Origin of the sequence: Streptomyces sp. NPDC050704 (genome assembly GCF_040654355.1) — a bacterium.
Classification (GTDB): Bacteria; Actinomycetota; Actinomycetes; order Streptomycetales; family Streptomycetaceae; genus Streptomyces.
This window is the reverse complement of sequence record NZ_JBFAHW010000017.1, coordinates 13,369-28,179: the sequence shown is the minus strand read 5'-3', so window position 1 is coordinate 28,179 and position 14,811 is coordinate 13,369. Positions and strand designations below refer to the sequence as shown.

General features: G+C 70.4%; 12 protein-coding genes. 4 read left to right on the top strand and 8 right to left on the bottom strand.

The window, feature by feature from the left end; all coding sequences use genetic code 11:
* Positions 1 to 48: 48 nt before the first annotated feature.
* Positions 49 to 1,416 carry a hypothetical protein gene (locus AB0I18_RS12295; protein WP_363105363.1) on the top strand — a complete coding sequence of 456 codons (1,368 nt, stop codon included), beginning with the start codon at positions 49 to 51 and terminating at the stop codon, positions 1,414 to 1,416.
* Positions 1,417 to 1,454: 38 nt separating this feature from the next.
* On the opposite strand, the gene AB0I18_RS12290 is transcribed toward AB0I18_RS12295, so the two are convergent.
* On the bottom strand, positions 1,455 to 2,087 hold the full coding sequence (locus AB0I18_RS12290; protein ID WP_363105362.1) for a helix-turn-helix domain-containing protein: 633 nt from the start codon (positions 2,085 to 2,087) through the stop codon (positions 1,455 to 1,457).
* Positions 2,088 to 2,186: 99 nt separating this feature from the next.
* Between AB0I18_RS12290 and AB0I18_RS12285 the strand changes: the two genes are divergently transcribed.
* A complete protein-coding gene (locus tag AB0I18_RS12285) occupies positions 2,187 to 3,032 on the top strand; it encodes an alpha/beta hydrolase (RefSeq protein ID WP_363105361.1) in 846 nt (281 codons plus the stop codon).
* A gap of 99 nt (positions 3,033 to 3,131) precedes the next feature.
* The gene (locus AB0I18_RS12280; RefSeq protein WP_363105360.1) at positions 3,132 to 4,109 is read left to right on the top strand and encodes a zinc-binding dehydrogenase; all 978 of its coding nucleotides are present in this window, start codon (positions 3,132 to 3,134) and stop codon (positions 4,107 to 4,109) included.
* Positions 4,110 to 4,119: 10 nt separating this feature from the next.
* Here AB0I18_RS12280 and AB0I18_RS12275 read toward each other — a convergent pair whose 3' ends face one another.
* The 3 genes from AB0I18_RS12275 to pepN all read right to left on the bottom strand — a co-directional run bounded on the left by AB0I18_RS12275 (position 4,120) and on the right by pepN (position 9,436).
* Positions 4,120 to 5,316: a serine hydrolase domain-containing protein gene (locus AB0I18_RS12275; protein ID WP_363105359.1), complete on the bottom strand. Its 1,197-nt coding sequence runs from the start codon at positions 5,314 to 5,316 to the stop codon at positions 4,120 to 4,122.
* A 212-nt stretch (positions 5,317 to 5,528) separates the two neighbouring features.
* Positions 5,529 to 6,575, bottom strand: coding sequence for a hypothetical protein (locus AB0I18_RS12270; RefSeq protein WP_363105358.1), 1,047 nt, complete (start codon positions 6,573 to 6,575; stop codon positions 5,529 to 5,531).
* 284 nt (positions 6,576 to 6,859) lie between these two features.
* Positions 6,860 to 9,436 carry an aminopeptidase N gene (pepN, locus tag AB0I18_RS12265; RefSeq protein ID WP_363105357.1) on the bottom strand — a complete coding sequence of 859 codons (2,577 nt, stop codon included), beginning with the start codon at positions 9,434 to 9,436 and terminating at the stop codon, positions 6,860 to 6,862.
* Positions 9,437 to 9,594: 158 nt separating this feature from the next.
* On the opposite strand from pepN, the gene AB0I18_RS12260 reads away from it, so the two are divergent.
* Positions 9,595 to 10,245, top strand: coding sequence for a DsbA family protein (locus tag AB0I18_RS12260; protein ID WP_363105356.1), 651 nt, complete (start codon positions 9,595 to 9,597; stop codon positions 10,243 to 10,245).
* A gap of 33 nt (positions 10,246 to 10,278) precedes the next feature.
* Here AB0I18_RS12260 and AB0I18_RS12255 read toward each other — a convergent pair whose 3' ends face one another.
* From AB0I18_RS12255 to AB0I18_RS12240, 4 genes are read right to left on the bottom strand one after another with little or no spacing between them, the layout of a single operon-like run.
* A complete protein-coding gene (locus AB0I18_RS12255; RefSeq protein ID WP_363105355.1) occupies positions 10,279 to 10,506 on the bottom strand; it encodes a hypothetical protein in 228 nt (75 codons plus the stop codon).
* A gap of 11 nt (positions 10,507 to 10,517) precedes the next feature.
* The gene (locus tag AB0I18_RS12250) at positions 10,518 to 11,177 is read right to left on the bottom strand and encodes a response regulator transcription factor (RefSeq protein WP_363105354.1); all 660 of its coding nucleotides are present in this window, start codon (positions 11,175 to 11,177) and stop codon (positions 10,518 to 10,520) included.
* Complete coding sequence (locus tag AB0I18_RS12245; protein WP_363105353.1) at positions 11,174 to 12,439, bottom strand: sensor histidine kinase; 1,266 nt, start codon at positions 12,437 to 12,439, stop codon at positions 11,174 to 11,176. The genes AB0I18_RS12250 and AB0I18_RS12245 overlap by 4 nt, the downstream gene beginning before the upstream one ends.
* A gap of 5 nt (positions 12,440 to 12,444) precedes the next feature.
* Positions 12,445 to 14,646: an MMPL family transporter gene (locus AB0I18_RS12240; protein ID WP_363105352.1), complete on the bottom strand. Its 2,202-nt coding sequence runs from the start codon at positions 14,644 to 14,646 to the stop codon at positions 12,445 to 12,447.
* Positions 14,647 to 14,811: the final 165 nt, after the last annotated feature.

The window sequence follows — 14,811 nt, the reverse complement described above, 5'->3', positions numbered from 1 at the left end:
CTATCCTGCTGCGCACGTGGATCGCGACGCACGGGGGCGAAAGCAGCAGTGGCGACAGGAGCAGCGGCGACAGGAGCAGGAGAACGTGACGCGATCCTCGTCCTGCCCGGGCTCATGGGCAGCGAACTCGTGGAGTCGGCGACCGGCCGTGTCCTGTGGGGCGGCTCGGACCTGCGCCGGTACGGCAGGGCCTGGGCGTCCGGCACCCCACTCACGAGCCTCCACGTCACGGACGACGAACGCGAGGGCCGCACGGGCCGCGTCCGCGCGACCCGGCTCCTGCGCTTCCCCGCCTTCGCCCCTGTCCTGCGGGGCTTCGAGCCGTACACGAGACTCATCGCGGGCACCCGGCACAGCGCCGCCCACTCCGACGCGGTACGGGAGTTCGCGTACGACTGGCGACTCTCGACCGAGCACGCCGCCGCCCGGCTGGCCGAGGCGGCCGACGACCACCTGCGGGCCTGGCGCGCCCACCCGCACGGCAGCCGCGACGCCCGGCTCACCTTGATCGCCCACTCCATGGGCGGCCTGGTCGCGCGCCACTTCATGACACTGCTCGGCGGCGACCGGGAGGTCCGCACACTGATCACCCTGGGCACCCCGTTCCACGGCTCGGTCCAGGCCGCGGGCCTGCTCGGCCCTGGCGGCGACGCCTCGCGCCCACACGGTCGCCTGCGTACCCTCGCCCGCACCCTGCCGGGCCTGTACGAACTACTGCCCGGCTACCGCTGCGTACGGGAACCCGGCGGCGAGTTCCGCCACTTCACGGCCGCCGACGCCGAATTCCTGGGCGGGGACCGGGAGTTGGCCCAGCAGTCACTCGACCGCCGCGAGAAACTGAACGCGGCGGATGCGGAAGGAAACGCCCTGCCGCAGCTGCGCCCCCTGGTAGGCGTCGGTCAACGCACCCCGCAGAGCCTGACGTTGGCGGACGGCACCGCGGAACTGCACGAGTACGTACCCGACGGCGACGCCCGCCTCGACCGGCGCGGCGACGGAACGGTGTACCGCGAGACCGCCCTCGCCGGCAGCGCACAGCCCTTCTGCCTCCCGCAGAGCCACGGCGCCCTCGCCCGCAGCGAGGAGGCGGTCATGTTCACCCGCTCGGTGCTGACGGAGCGCCCGCTCGCGCCACCGCTGGGAGCGACCGAACTCGGCCTGTACGTACCGGACGTGGTGACCGCGCGCGAGCGGTGCCCCATCGAGATCGACCTGGTCGACAACCCGGTGGCGGTCGATCTCCAGGTCTTCGATGCCGCCGAAAACCTGGAGATCGACCGCCCACGCCTGATCCGCCGAGACGGTCGTCTGCACGCCGAGGTACGGCTTCCCTGGCCCGGCCTGTTCCGGGTGGAGGCGAAGTGCGGCGGTTTCTCGGCGGTGAGCCAGCTCTTGCTGGCGGTCGCCGCTGAGTGAGTCCGGCTTCGAGTGAGTCCGGCTTCGTACGCGGTGGCTCAGGCGTCGCCCCTGGGCAGCCGGTCGCGCTGGATCTGCCGAGCGAGGGCGCGACGCACAGAGGGCGAGGCAAGTGCCGATGTGGTGGCCGTGGTCATGGCCTTCGCGGGGACGTCGAGACCGCGGCTGATCTCGTCGTACGCGTCCCGGTAGCCGCCGGGCAGCTCCGCTCGGCGCGCGCGCAGGTCCTCTTCGACGAGGCGCCGCAGCTCGTCGACGTTCTGGGGTGTGAAGCGCTTCTTTCCTCGGGCGACGGCGTGGACGTAGCGCGCACAGCGGGCGGTCTCGTCGAAGGACTCGAAGCGCTCGGAGATCTCCTCGGCGAGGCCCCACAGGCGTCCTTCGAGCCAGGGTGCGTCGTGCTGGTCGAGGGAGAGACTCGTCGGGGGTACCGGGTCGCCCGCCTTGTACTTCGTCACCTGCTTGGACACGGCGGGCTGACTCATGCCGGTGAGCTGCGCGATCCTGTCCTGGGTCCAGCCGAAGTCGGCGAACAGTTTGATCATCTCGGCGCGCAGCTTCCGCATCTCCTCGCCCGCGCGGATGACGTCGTTCATCTCGGCGAGCATCCGCTCGGCCTGCTCCCCGGTCAGCGTGCCGGAGGTCTGCTGTGTGTCCTGCTCGCCTGGCATAGCTCGGTTATATACCTCGGGACCTGGTGGTGTCCCGGCACCCTCCACTCGATCATAACCGGGTTGTATAACTCGGTTATGACTGTCAGGATCCCTGCCATGCCCTCCTCCTTCTTCTTCGCACCTGACGGAACCCGGCTCGCCTATCGCACGACCGGCGACGGCGACAGTGACGGTGACCCGGTCGTCTGTATCCCGGGAGGTCCCACGGACTCCCGCTACCTCGGCGACCTCGGCGGTCTGTCCGCCCACCGCCGGCTGATCCTCCTGGACCCGCGCGGCACCGGCCGGTCCGCGATTCCCGCCGACACCTCGTCCTACCGCTGCGACCGCCTGGTCGACGACGTCGAGGCGCTCCGCGAACACCTCGGTCTCCCGCGCATGGACCTGCTCGCCCACTCCGCCGGCACGAACATCGCGACGCAGTACGCGGCCAGGTACCCGAAGAACCTCGGCAGGCTCGCCCTGATCGGCCCCAGTACCCGGGCTGTCGGTATCGAGATCACAGGGGAGACGCGACGCGAACTCGCGCGACTTCGGAGGAGCGAGCCGTGGTTCCCGCAGGCGTTCGCCGCCCTGAAGGCGATCACCGAGGGCACGGGCAGTGACTGGGAGGCCATCACCCCCTTTTTCTGCGGCCGGTGGGACGCGGAGGCGCAGAAGCACCACGCGGCCGCCCGGCCCGGCAACGAGGAAGCCGTCACGCTCTTCGCGGCCGAGGGCGCCTTCACCCCGGAGACCACCCGTGCCGCCCTCACCGCCTGCGAGGCCCCCGTCCTGCTGCTCGCCGGAGAGTTCGACCTGAACAGCCCGCCTCGGTCGGCGGCCGAGTTCGCGAGCCTGTTCCCCGACGCCACACTCGTCGTCCAGCCGGGGGCGGGCCACTATCCCTGGCTCGACGACACCGACCGGTTCGTGACGACCGTCGCTGGGTTCCTGGGGTGACCAGCGCGACGACTCCCGCCGTCGGCCCGGTTGACCTCAAGCGAAGTTGAGGTAGCAGGCTTTTCAGGGTCGGGTTGACCACGACTTCGGGAGTACGCCATGCGAGCCATCGTCCTGCACACCTTCGGCCCCGCGGAGAATCTGCGGTACGAAACCGTTGCCGACCCCGTGCCCGGACCGGGCCAGGTGCGCATCGCCGTGCGGGCGGCGGGCGTGCACCTGGTCGAGACGATGATGCGGTCGGGCCTGGCCAGCGAGACGTTGCCGCCGCTCCCCGAGCTTCCGGCGGTCTTCGGCGGCGAGGTGGCCGGGACAGTGGATCTCGTGGGTCCCGGGGTCGACCCCGCCTGGATCGGGCGGCAGGTCGTGACCTCCGCCGGCACACCCGGCGGCTATGCCGAGCTGGCGGTCGCCGATCTGGCGTCCGTGCACCGGGTCCCCGACGGACTCGCGTACGAGGCGGCCGTCGCCATGGTGGTCACCGGAACCACGGCTCTGCAGCTGCTGGATGTCGCCGAGCTCACCTCGGACGACGTCGTGCTGGTGACCTCCGCGGCCGGCGGAATCGGCCGCCTGGTCGTCCAGTACGCGCGCGACCTCGGCGCGAAGGTGATCGGCGCGGCGGGCGGCCCCGCCAAGGTGACAGCCGTGAGCGAACTCGGCGCGGACCTCGCAGTCGACTACAACGTCCCGTCATGGCACAAGGCCGTGGCCGAGCAGCTGGGCGGCCGGGCCGTCACCGCCCTGCTCGACGGGGTCGGCGGCGACAAGGCGAGGGCGGCGTTCGAACTCATCGCCGACGGCGGCCGGTACATCACCATCGGCAACGCCTCGCAGGGGGACTTCGAGCCCGACACCGAGGTGTTGAAGGAGCGCCGCATCACCGCGATCGACGCGCTGACCCTGTTGATCGGCCGACCGGAGGACGGGCCGGCCTTCGAGACCCGGGCGCTGGCAGCGGCCGGCGAGGGCAGGCTTGTGCCGGCCGTACAGACGTTCCCGCTCTCGGACGCGGCGGCCGCCCACGCCGCCCTGGAGGCCAGGGCGACGACGGGCAAGGTCGTCCTCGTCCCGTAGAGGGAAGGCCCTACCGGTCGCAGAACTCCGCTTCCAGTACCGCGTCCTCCAGGGCCTGGTCTCCCCAGTCGCCGTTCCTGTTGAAGGCGATCACGTGGTCGCCCTCACGGGTGGCCGCCGCCCTGGACAGGGAGCCGGGGACCTGACCGCCGTGGCCCCAGACGGTCACCCCGCACGACAACGTGTCGGACCGGAGGCCCAGCCCATAGGCGGCGGTTCCCTCGTCGGCGTCGGTGTCAGCGTCGGCATCGGCTCGTCCGGGGAACCCCTCCTCCTCACCGATGGGAACGCCCGTCAGCATCTCCTCCAGCTGCTCGTCGGGAAGCAGCCGGCCCCGCAGCAGCGCCCGGAGGAACCGGTTCAGGTCGCCGGTGGTCGAGACGATCTGCCCCGCCGCTCCGGCCACGGAGGGGTTGAACTCGGTGACGTCGTGGACCGCCGCGTCCGGATCGTCGTCGTAGAGCTTGGAGTAGTGCCGTCCGTGCGGGCCGGGTACCGCCGCCGAGCTGCCGGGCACGGTGGTGGCGCGGAGTTTCAGCGGCTTGATGATCCGCCGCGTGACCTGGGAGGCGTAACTCTTCCCCGTCGCCCGCTCGATGACCAGGCCGGCCAGGATGTAGTTGGTGTCGGAGTACGACCAGCCGGTGCCCGGTGCGAACACCGGAGGATGGGAGAGGCCGATCGCCACCAGTTCCTCGGGGGTGGCTCCGTCGTACCGATGGGTGAGGAACGACTTCCCGGTGAACTTGGCCAGGAAGCCGGCGTCGTTGTTGTAGTTGAAGATTCCGCTGGTGTGATTGAGGAGCTGGCGGAGGGAGATGTTCCGGCCGTCGTTGCCGTGACCCCGCACGACTCCGGGCAGCCAGTCCTCGACGCTGTCGTCGAGCGAGAGGACTCCCTCCGCTTCGAGTTGAAGCAGCACCGTGGCGGTGAACGGCTTGGTGAGGCTGCCGATCCGGAACCGGTCGACCGGCCGGCGCGGCTGTCCCGTGCCGAGGTCCGCCACGCCCGACGTGCCGGACCACCGGCTCCGGCCCTCGGTGACTCGGGCCAGCACACCGGGCGTCCCGGCCGCCACGATCGCGTCCAGCGCCGCCCGCGTTTCCGCGTGTGCCGCTGGGGAACCGCCCGGCCGGGCGGTTCCGGCTGAGGCAGGCACGGCCACGGCGGCGGTTACCGCCGCCGCCACCGCAACCGCCGAGACCACTACGGCCGGATGCTGTCGTGAAAGCCCAGGTCCCGGACCGTGTCCACGCCTTCTCGATAACCGCGTGCTGTCTGCCATTGGTGCTCCCCCTTGGTCCTGATCCGAAATGTTCCGGATCAGCAGTCAACCCGCGCCGCGAGACACGGACATCAGGGATCTCACCCAGACAGTGGTAGGGCCTGCCCCGACCCTGCCCTGACTCGGGATCGTCACTAACGCGGAAGCACCACGACATACGCCGCCGGATCGCGGTCCCCCGACGCCATCAGAGCCGTACGTACGACCGCCGCCTGCTGCTCCATCGCCTCGCGCAGCTTCTTCGGGGTGACGTGCACGACCGTGATGCCGAGCCGCTCCAGGTGCTCGCGCTTACGGGCGTACTCGGACCACATCGCGTCGTCGTCCTGGCGGGGGGCACGCGTATCGAGTTCGAGCGCGACCGCGTGGTCCGGCCAGTAGGCGTCGAGGCCGCCGAGGTGAGGGCCGCCGGGCAGGCGCAGGTCCACGTTCCAGACCGGGGCGGGCAGGCCGTGTTCGCGGACCATGCGGTAGAGGCGGTCCTCGGCGATGGCGCGGCCCTCGGCGAGGAGGGAGTCGACGGCGTCCACGACGTGCGGGCGGCTCAGCAGCCGGGCCTGCGTCAACTCCTTGACGACGGCGGCCGGTTCGCAGTGCCCGCCGCGTACGGCCTCGGTGAGCAGCCGGCGTACGACGCCCGCGTCCGCGAGGTCGGCGACCGCGTCGGCCAGGGCCCGCGGCACGGGCGCCACCGGGATGCCGGTGACCTGCTCGGGCTCCGGCAGGCCCGGCGTACGGACGATCCGGGCGCAGCCCGTCGAACGCAGCCGGCGCAGCCGCGGCACGAGTACGTCGATGCGGTCCAGGGACAGCAGCGGGGGAGCCGAGGAGAAGCCGTGCAGGGCGAGCGCGGCGAGGCCGGTGACCATCGCGTCGGCGTACCGCTGCGGGGCGTGCGGCTCCCCGGCGCCGGGCTGCGCGGGGACGGCGGGCTCGGTGACGGGGGAGCGGGCCGCGTACAGGAGAACCGCGTGCAGCCGCTCCTCGCTGGTCGGCGGACCCGGGTGGAGCAGGTAGACGCCCGGCAGGATCTGCTGCCAGGCGCCGCCCGGCCGGCACCGGGCGTTGATGTCGGCGGTGCTCACACCGTCCGACCGCAGCTGTGCGGTGCTCAGCACCCGCCGCCGTACGTCGGAGAGATGGCGGAGGGGGCGGGGGGAGAGCGGGGTGTTGTGGTTCATGACCCGGGGTTTCCCGCGCCGGACCGCCCTCCTAACCGCTGTTACACGCCCGTCGACAAAACCGGACAAGCCCGTCCTAAAGTGCAAGCGTTCGACTGCCGAAACCCCCTGGTCCGAATGGGGACGACCGGGGGTTACGGCGCGATTACCTGCATTCCGTAACTGTTATCGACGCCTAGCCTTGTCAACCCGCCGAGCCATGCGCCCCTTTAGGGGCGCGGGGAACTGCGCGCCCAGCCCCCACCAACCCGCACTTGGCGTACAAGCAATCCCGTAAACCCCGCTCAGCCGCCGGAGGCCCCGTCACACGCCTGCGCCCGCAAACTCCGAGCCAAATCATCCCGCGCCTCCAACACCAGCCGCCGAAGCGCAGGCGCAGCCGCGCCACGCGCGGCAAGCCACGCATCCGTCGCGTCCAGCGTCGCCGAGGAGTCCTGCAGAGACGGGAACAACCCCTTCACCACGTCCATCCCGATCTGAATGGACCGCTCCTCCCAGACCCGCTCGATCACCTCGAAGTACTTCGCGGCGTACGGCGCCGTCAACTCCCGCTGAGACGGCCGCCCGAACCCCGCGATCGTCGCCTCGACCAGCGCGTTGGACAGCGAGTCCGCCTCGACCACGGACGCCCACGCCTGCGCCTTGACCGCGGCGGAGGGCCGCGCGGCCAGGCACCGCACCTGGTGCCGCTTGCCCGACGCCGTGTCGTCCCGGGCCAGTTCGGCGGCGAGCGCGGCCTCGTCGGCGACGCCGTGCACGGCGAGCGGCTCCAGGAACGCCCAGCGCAGCTCCTGGTCGACGTCAAGACCGTCGATCTTCGCCGTGCCGTCCAGCAGCTCCTGGAGCAGCTGGAAGTCGGCCTCGCCCGACGCGACCGCCGCGAAGAAGCGCGCCCACGTCAGCTGGTGCTGGCTGCCGGGCTCGGCGAGCCGCAGCTCGCGCAGCGCGCCCTCGGCGAGCAGCGGCCCGCCCTCGGCCCGCCAGCCGGGCGCCGCGTAGTGGGTGAGCGCCGAGTTCGTCCAGGCGTGCAGCATCTGCAGGACGCCGATGTCGGACTCACGGCCGGCGAAGCGCAGCACCAGGTCGATGAAGTCCCGGGCGGGCATGAGGGCGTCGCGGGTCAGGTTCCACAGCGCAGACCAGCACAGCGCACGGGCGAGCGGGTCGGTGATCTCCCCGAGCCCCTCCCGCAGCGTCGCCAACGAGCCCTCGTCGAAGCGGATCTTGCAGTACGTGAGGTCGTCGTCGTTGACGAGGACCAGGTCGGGGGCGGCCGCGCCGACAAGCTCCCCGACGACCGTGCGCGGGCCCTCGACGTCCACCTCGGCGCGCGCGTACCGCTCCACGGTGCCCTCGGGGGAGCGCCGGTAGAGGCCCACCGCCACCCGGTGCGGCCGCAGTTCGGGATGTGATTCGGCCGCCTCCTGGAGGATCGCCAGTTCCGTGACGCGCCCCTCGGGGCCCAGAATCACCTGCGGGGTGAGGGAGTTGACGCCCGCCGTCTGCAGCCAGGACCGCGACCAGGTGGCCATGTCGCGTCCACTGGTCTCCTCCAGGACCGACAGCAGGTCGCCGAGCCGCGTGTTCCCGTACGCGTTCCGCTTGAAGTAGCGGCGCGCGCCCTCCAGGAACGCGTCCCGTCCGACGTACGCCACCAACTGCTTCAGTACCGAAGCCCCCTTGGCGTACGTGATCCCGTCGAAGTTGAGCTTGGCGTCCTCCAGGTCATGGATGTCGGCCGTGATCGGGTGGGTGGAGGGCAGCTGGTCGGCGCGGTACGCCCATGACTTGCGGCTGTTGGCGAAGGTGGTCCAGCCGTTGGTGAACCGGGTCGCCTCGACCATCGAGAAGGTGCCCATGAAGTCGGCGAAGGACTCCTTGAGCCACAGGTCGTCCCACCACACCATGGTCACCAGGTCGCCGAACCACATGTGCGCCATCTCGTGCAGGATGACGTTCGCCCGCCGCTCGTACGCCGCCTGGGTCACCCGGCCGCGGAAGATGAACTCCTCGCGGAAGGTCACACAGCCCGGGTTCTCCATCGCCCCGAGGTTGTACTCGGGCACGAACGCCTGGTCGTACTTCCCGAACGGGTACGGGTAGTCGAAGTGGTCGTGGAAGAAGTCCAGGCCCTGCTTGGTGACCAGGAAGACGTCGTCGGAGTCGAAGTGCTTGGCGAGGCCCTTGCGGCACAGGGCGCCGAGCGGGATCTCCAGGCGTGTGCCGTCCTCGAAGACCCGCTCGTACGAGTCCGACACATAGTGGTACGGGCCGGCGACGAAGGCCGTGATGTACGTCGAGATCGGCTTGGTCTCGGCGAACTTCCACACCCCGTCGGCGAGTTCACCGACGCCGTTGCTCCAGACGACCCAGCCCTCCGGGGCCCGCACCTCGAACCGGAAGGGGGCCTTCAGATCCGGCTGCTCGAAGTTGGCGAAGACGCGGCGGGAGTCGGCCGGCTCGTACTGCGTGTAGAGGTAGACCTCGCCGTCCTCCGGGTCGACGAAGCGGTGCATGCCCTCGCCGGTGCGGCTGTAGGCGCACTGGGCGTCCACGACGAGTTCGTTGTCCTCGGCGAGGTCCTCCAGGAGGATCCGTGTCCCGTCGAAGACGGCGCCCGGGTCGAGATCCCGGCCGTTCAGCGAGAGGGCCGTGACGCTCGGCGCGATCAGGTCCGCGAAGCTCGCGGCGCCCGGCTCGGCGCAGCGGAAGCGGATGGTCGTCACCGACCGGAAGGTCCGCGGCCCGACGTCCGTCCCGCCGACCGCGGAGCGCAGGTCCAGGGACACCTCGTACCCCTCCACGGACAGCAGTGCGGCCCGCTCACGGGCCTCGTCGCGGGACAGATTCTCACCGGGCACGGGCGGCACTCCCTCGGGGCGTCATGGGTACGCGTGAACAGGGCCGATCCTGCCATGTGCCCCTGACAGCGGACAGCCGGGAATGGCACGGGTGACCGGTTGCGTTGGGCCTGGGAGAAAGTACCGAGGGCCCCTGACACTTTTCACCGAGGAGAACCATGTCCGAGCAGACCGCCGGCAAGACCCCCGTCGACTTCTGGTTCGACCCCCTGTGCCCCTGGGCGTGGATGACCTCGCGCTGGGTGCTGGAGGTGGAGAAGGTCCGGGACATCGAGGTCCGCTGGCACGTCATGAGCCTCGCCGTACTGAACGAACCGAAGATCGACGAGCTGCCCGAGGAGTACCGCGAACTGCTGGCCACCAAGGCGTGGGGCCCGGTCCGGATCGTCATCGCGGCCCAGGAGGAGCACGGCGCCGAGGTCCTCGGTGACCTGTACACCGCGCTCGGCACCCGCATACACAACCAGGGCGAGGGCCCCGAGAAGGAGAGCGTCGCCGCCGCCCTGAAGGACGTCGGCCTGCCCGAGTCCCTCATGGACCACTGGGACGACACCCCGTACGAGCCCCAGCTGCGCGCCTCCCACCAGGAGGGCATCGACAAGGTCGGCCAGGACGTCGGCACGCCCGTCATCGCCGTCCCCGGCGCCGACGGCGAGCAGATCGCCTTCTTCGGCCCGGTCGTCACCCCGGCCCCCAAGGGCGAGGAAGCCGCCAAGCTCTGGGACGGCACGCTGCTCGTCGCCTCGGTACCGGGTTTCTACGAGATCAAGCGCACGCGGACGGCGGGGCCGGACTTCAGCAACCTGTGAGCCCGGTGAGCGATGAGAGGGGCCGAGGCGGGCTCAGCTCGGGTCGGGCAGACGGAGGGGTTCCCTGAAGGGCTTTTCTTTGAAGTAGGTCCGGAGGTTCCGGCACTGCTTGTCCCCGCCGTCCAGGGGTGCCTCGCACACCATGAACCCGTCCACGTTCTTCATGTCCTTGTGCTTCTTGAGCCAGTCCGCTTCCTGGGGTGCCAGGAAGCGGTGCTCCTCCTCCAGGCTCTTGCACGTGAAGCAGCTCTTCTTCGGCATGCCGCCACCATTCACCCGGAGCCCTCCATACCGGAAGACCTCCGCAGCAGCCCTCGCTCCATCGCCACCACCACCGCCCTCGTCCGGTCGTTCACGTCCAGCTTGGCGAACAGGCGCAGCAGGTGGGTCTTGACCGTGGCCTCGGCGATGACCAGGCGCGTGCCGATCTCGGCGTTGGTGAGGCCGTCGGCGACGGCGTTCAGGACGTCGGCCTCGCGGGCGGTGAGCGGAGGCTGGGCGGGGCGGCGCATACGGGCGACCAGCTTCTCCGCGACCCGGGGCGCCAGGACCGTCTCGCCCCGGGACGCCGAGTGGATCGCGTCGACCAGCTGCTCGCGGGTGGCGTCCTTCAGCAGGTAGCCGATCGCCCCCGCCTCGACCCCGCGCTCGATATCGGCATCGGTGTCGTACGTCGTCAGGATCAGCACCCGGGTGCGCGGGTGGGCGGCCACGATCTCCGCCGTCGTCGCGACCCCGTCCAGCACCGGCATCCGCAGATCCACCAGGGCGACATCGGGCTGGAACCGCGCGACGAGTTCGAGTGCCGCCCGGCCGTCACCCGCCTCGCCGACGATCTCGATGCCGGTCTCGGCGGCCAGCAGGGCCACGACGCCGGCCCGCATCACGGTGTGGTCGTCGACGACGACGATGCGCAGCTTCCCGCGGGTCATGCCGTCACCTCGCTCTCCGCAGCATCCGTGTTCTCCGTGCTCGCTGTGTTCTTTGGGTTCTCCGAGTTCGGCACGGTCTCCGTGGCGTCCGTCGGAATCGTCGCCAGCACCCGCGTCCCGTCCCCCACCGAACTGGTCACCGTGAGCTCGCCGCCCAGCTCCGCCAGCCGCTTGCGCATCCCGTCGAGCCCGAAGCCCGCCGATTCCCCGGGCACGAACCCGGCCCCGTCGTCCGTGATCTCCAGCTCCACTCCGTACGGCTGCCGGGCCAGTACGACGCCGACCGTGGACGCCCGCGCGTGCTTGCGCACATTGGCCAGCGACTCCTGTGTGCAGCGCAGCAGCGCGATGCGGGTCGGCTGGTCGCACTCGATGTCCGCCAGCTCCGCATCGACCGCGAGCCCGGTGTCCTCGGCGAAGCGGTCCAGAGTGCGTCGGAGCGTCTGCGCCACCGAACCGGCCGCCAGCTGCCCCTGCTGCTGGGCCGACCCGACCAACTCCCGTGCCTCGGCAAGGTTTTCACGGGCCGTGGACTCGATCGACCTGAGTTGCTGGGCACTTCGCGCCGGATCGGAGGCCAGGCCCGCCCTGGCCGCCTCCGCGAGCGCGATGATCGAGGCGAAACCCTGCGCGAGCGTGTCATGGATGTCGCGTGCCATCCGCTCCCTCTCATCGGCCGCCCCCTGACGCTGGTGCGCCTCGGACAGCTCGGACTGTGCCTGCTCCAACTCGGTGATCAGCCGGGCCCGTTCATGGCTCTGGGCGACGACCGAGTGCACCCACAGACCGATCAGCATCCCCACGGCCACCACGATCACGACCGGGACCAGCGTCTCACCGTAGAACTTCGTCGAGGAGCCGAGCCGGAGCCAACTCCCGGTCAGCGTCGACCCGGTGGCGAGCCCCAGAAAGAGGAGCGAGGCCCGGGGCGTACGGCTGAACATCCAGAAGTGCGGCAGCGTCACCATGAACAGCGTCCCGAACGAGCCGCGCAGATAGGCGAACACGCCGAGCACGATGACGAGCACCGTCAGGTAGGTGTGCGGCCGCAGCACGGGGTTGTCCGGGAACCGGTCGACCACCGCGTAGCAGAGGGCCAGGAGTCCGAGCACCCCGAGCGCCCAGTACTTGCTCCCGCCGGGCCGGTCCAGCGCGGCCAGCCCGATCGCCATTCCGGCGAAGAGCACCCAGCACACCGTGCTCCAGCGGCGCAGCGTGGTGGTCCAGAAGGGGTCGGCTGCCTGCCCGGCGGGAATGGTCATGTCCTTCAACGTACGTCGGCCGTCGGCGACTTGGCGTCCTCCCGGCGAGAGGGCTCCGGCCGCCGCCGCACCCCGTGCGAGGGCCACCAGCTCGCCTCGCCGAGCAGCAGCATCGCCGCCGGCAGGATCATGATCCGGATGATGAAGGCGTCGAGCAGCACGGCCGCCGCGAGGACGAAGCCGATCTGCTTCATCTCGATGATGTGCAGGAAGACGAAGCTGGCGAAGACCGTCATCATCACCACGGCCGCGCTGGTCACCACACTCGCCGAGCTGCGGATCCCGGCCGACACCGCCTGCCGCGTCGGCACGCCGTCGTGTACGGCCTCCTGGATCCGGCTCACCACGAACACCTGGTAGTCCATCGAGAGCCCGAAAAGGATCACGAACAGGAACAGCGGTACGCGCGATCCGATCGACCCGGTCGAGTCGAAGTTCAGCAGCCCTTCGGCCCAGGTCCCCTGGAAGACGAGGACGAGCAGTCCGAGTGCGGCCGCCGCGGACAGCAGGTTCAGTACGACACCGAGCAGGCCGAGCACCACCGAACGGAAGGCGTACAGGGTCATCCCGAAGGTCACCAGAAGCAACGCGCCGAGAACCAGGGGCAGTTTGCTGTTCTGGTGGGCCGGATAGTCGCTGTAGCGGGCGACGTCACCGCTCACGCCGTACACGGCGCCCTCGATCCCGCCGACGGTGGCGGGCACGTACTCGTCCCGCAGATGGTCCAGGGAGTCGTACGCCTCGTCGGAGTTGCCGAGATGCGGCACTTTCAGTTCGAGGACGCTGACCCTGCGGTCGTCGGACGTCCGGATCAGCTCCGAGTCGGTGAACAGCGGGTCCGCGTGGGCGAGTTCGGCCAGTTCCTTCAGCGACGCGGTGACCTCGTCCGAGCGCTCGGCCCCGGCGCGTACGACGATGTCGTGGGTGACCCGCCGTTCGGGGAAGGCCTCGTTGAGCCGGTCGTACACCTGCATGGCGGGGATCTCGCGGGAGTGCGTGTCCCGGCTCATCTCCGTGAGGTTCAGCCCGGCCAGGGGTGCGGCGAGCGCGAGCAGGGCGAGGACCGAGACGCACAGGGTGGCCACCGGATGCCGGTTCGCGGGCCGCAGCAGCGCCGTCCACACCCGGCCGCCGCCCTCGCCCCGCATCTCCCGCGGGGCGCGCTTGCCCCGCTCGGCACGGCGCAGGGCCTTGCGTTCGGCCCGTTTGCCGAGCTTGACCAGCAGCGCGGGCAGCACGGTCAGCGAGCTGAGTACCGCCACCAGGACGACCACGATGGTGCCGGTGGCCAGCGAGGAGAAGATCACGTCGGCGGCCAGGAACAGCGTCGCCGTGGACACCACGACCGCGAGCCCGGAGACCACGACCGCCCGGCCCGAGGTCGCCGCGGCCAGTTCCACCAGCGCCTCGGAGCTCAACTTGCCGCCTGAGCGCGCCCGTTCCTCCCGTTCGCGCTTGAGGTAGAAGAGTGTGTAGTCGACGCCGACCGCGAGGCCGATCATCAGGATGATGTTGGTGCCGATCCCGGTGTCGGGGGAGAGGTGCGAGACCACCATCGAGAGTCCGACGGCCGCCGCGATCGACGACAGTGCGAGCAGCAGCGGCACCCCGGCCATGGTCACCGAACCGAACACGATCAGCAGCGTGATCAGCGTGACCGGCAGGGTGATCGCCTCGGAGAGCGCCAGGTCCTCGCCGCGCTGCTTGTCGACTCCCTTGCTGATGGAGGGACTTCCGGTCTCCTCCAGGAGCAGCCCGGGGTTCGCCTTCTCCACGGCGTCGGTCTGCGCGAGCAGCGCGTCGACCTTGTCCTTCGCGTCCCGCTCCTCGCCCTTCAGGGCCGCCTCGACCATGAGGATCCGGCCGTCCTCGGACAGCAGCGGGTCGGCCACGCGCTCGACCTCGGGCAGTCGTGCCAGGCGGGCGGTGAGATCCTTCGCGGCCGCCTCGGCGACGTCCAGGTCCAGGGCGCCGGACCGGGCGGAGATCAGCACCTGCTCGGTGGACCTGCGTTCCAGTTGGCCCTCGGCGGCCATGGCCTCCGCCCGGCCCGCCTCGCCGACCCGGTAGTCGGCGGTCTTCGCCTCGTTGAGTCCGACGGCGCTGCCGACGCCCAGGCAGAGCACCACGAACACGAGCCATCCGATGATGGCCCGCCAGGGGTGCCGAGCACTCCAGCGAGCCGTCCGCACAGTGAATGAGTTCATGCCCAGAAGCCTTGCTGAGCTGGGCAGTCGCGAGACAGAGGTGGTCGGTTGAACTTGGGGTCCACCGACCGGTGGACCCCGGCACTGGGGAAAGCCCCCGCGAGTCACGTCCTCGCGGGGGCCTTCCTCTTCATCCGCCCGCCCGCGTGAAAGGTGAGAAGACGA

What these genes read in the sequence shown, in the direction of transcription:
- AB0I18_RS12290 (WP_363105362.1), bottom strand. Translation starts at nt 2,087, where the DNA reads ATGCCAGGCGAGCAGGACACACAGCAGACCTCCGGCACGCTGACCGGG.
- AB0I18_RS12285 (WP_363105361.1), top strand. Translation starts at nt 2,187, where the DNA reads ATGCCCTCCTCCTTCTTCTTCGCACCTGACGGAACCCGGCTCGCCTAT.
- AB0I18_RS12280 (WP_363105360.1), top strand. Translation starts at nt 3,132, where the DNA reads ATGCGAGCCATCGTCCTGCACACCTTCGGCCCCGCGGAGAATCTGCGG.
- AB0I18_RS12270 (WP_363105358.1), bottom strand. Translation starts at nt 6,575, where the DNA reads ATGAACCACAACACCCCGCTCTCCCCCCGCCCCCTCCGCCATCTCTCC.
- AB0I18_RS12260 (WP_363105356.1), top strand. Translation starts at nt 9,595, where the DNA reads ATGTCCGAGCAGACCGCCGGCAAGACCCCCGTCGACTTCTGGTTCGAC.
- AB0I18_RS12255 (WP_363105355.1), bottom strand. Translation starts at nt 10,506, where the DNA reads ATGCCGAAGAAGAGCTGCTTCACGTGCAAGAGCCTGGAGGAGGAGCAC.
- AB0I18_RS12250 (WP_363105354.1), bottom strand. Translation starts at nt 11,177, where the DNA reads ATGACCCGCGGGAAGCTGCGCATCGTCGTCGTCGACGACCACACCGTG.
- AB0I18_RS12245 (WP_363105353.1), bottom strand. Translation starts at nt 12,439, where the DNA reads ATGACCATTCCCGCCGGGCAGGCAGCCGACCCCTTCTGGACCACCACG.
- AB0I18_RS12240 (WP_363105352.1), bottom strand. Translation starts at nt 14,646, where the DNA reads ATGAACTCATTCACTGTGCGGACGGCTCGCTGGAGTGCTCGGCACCCC.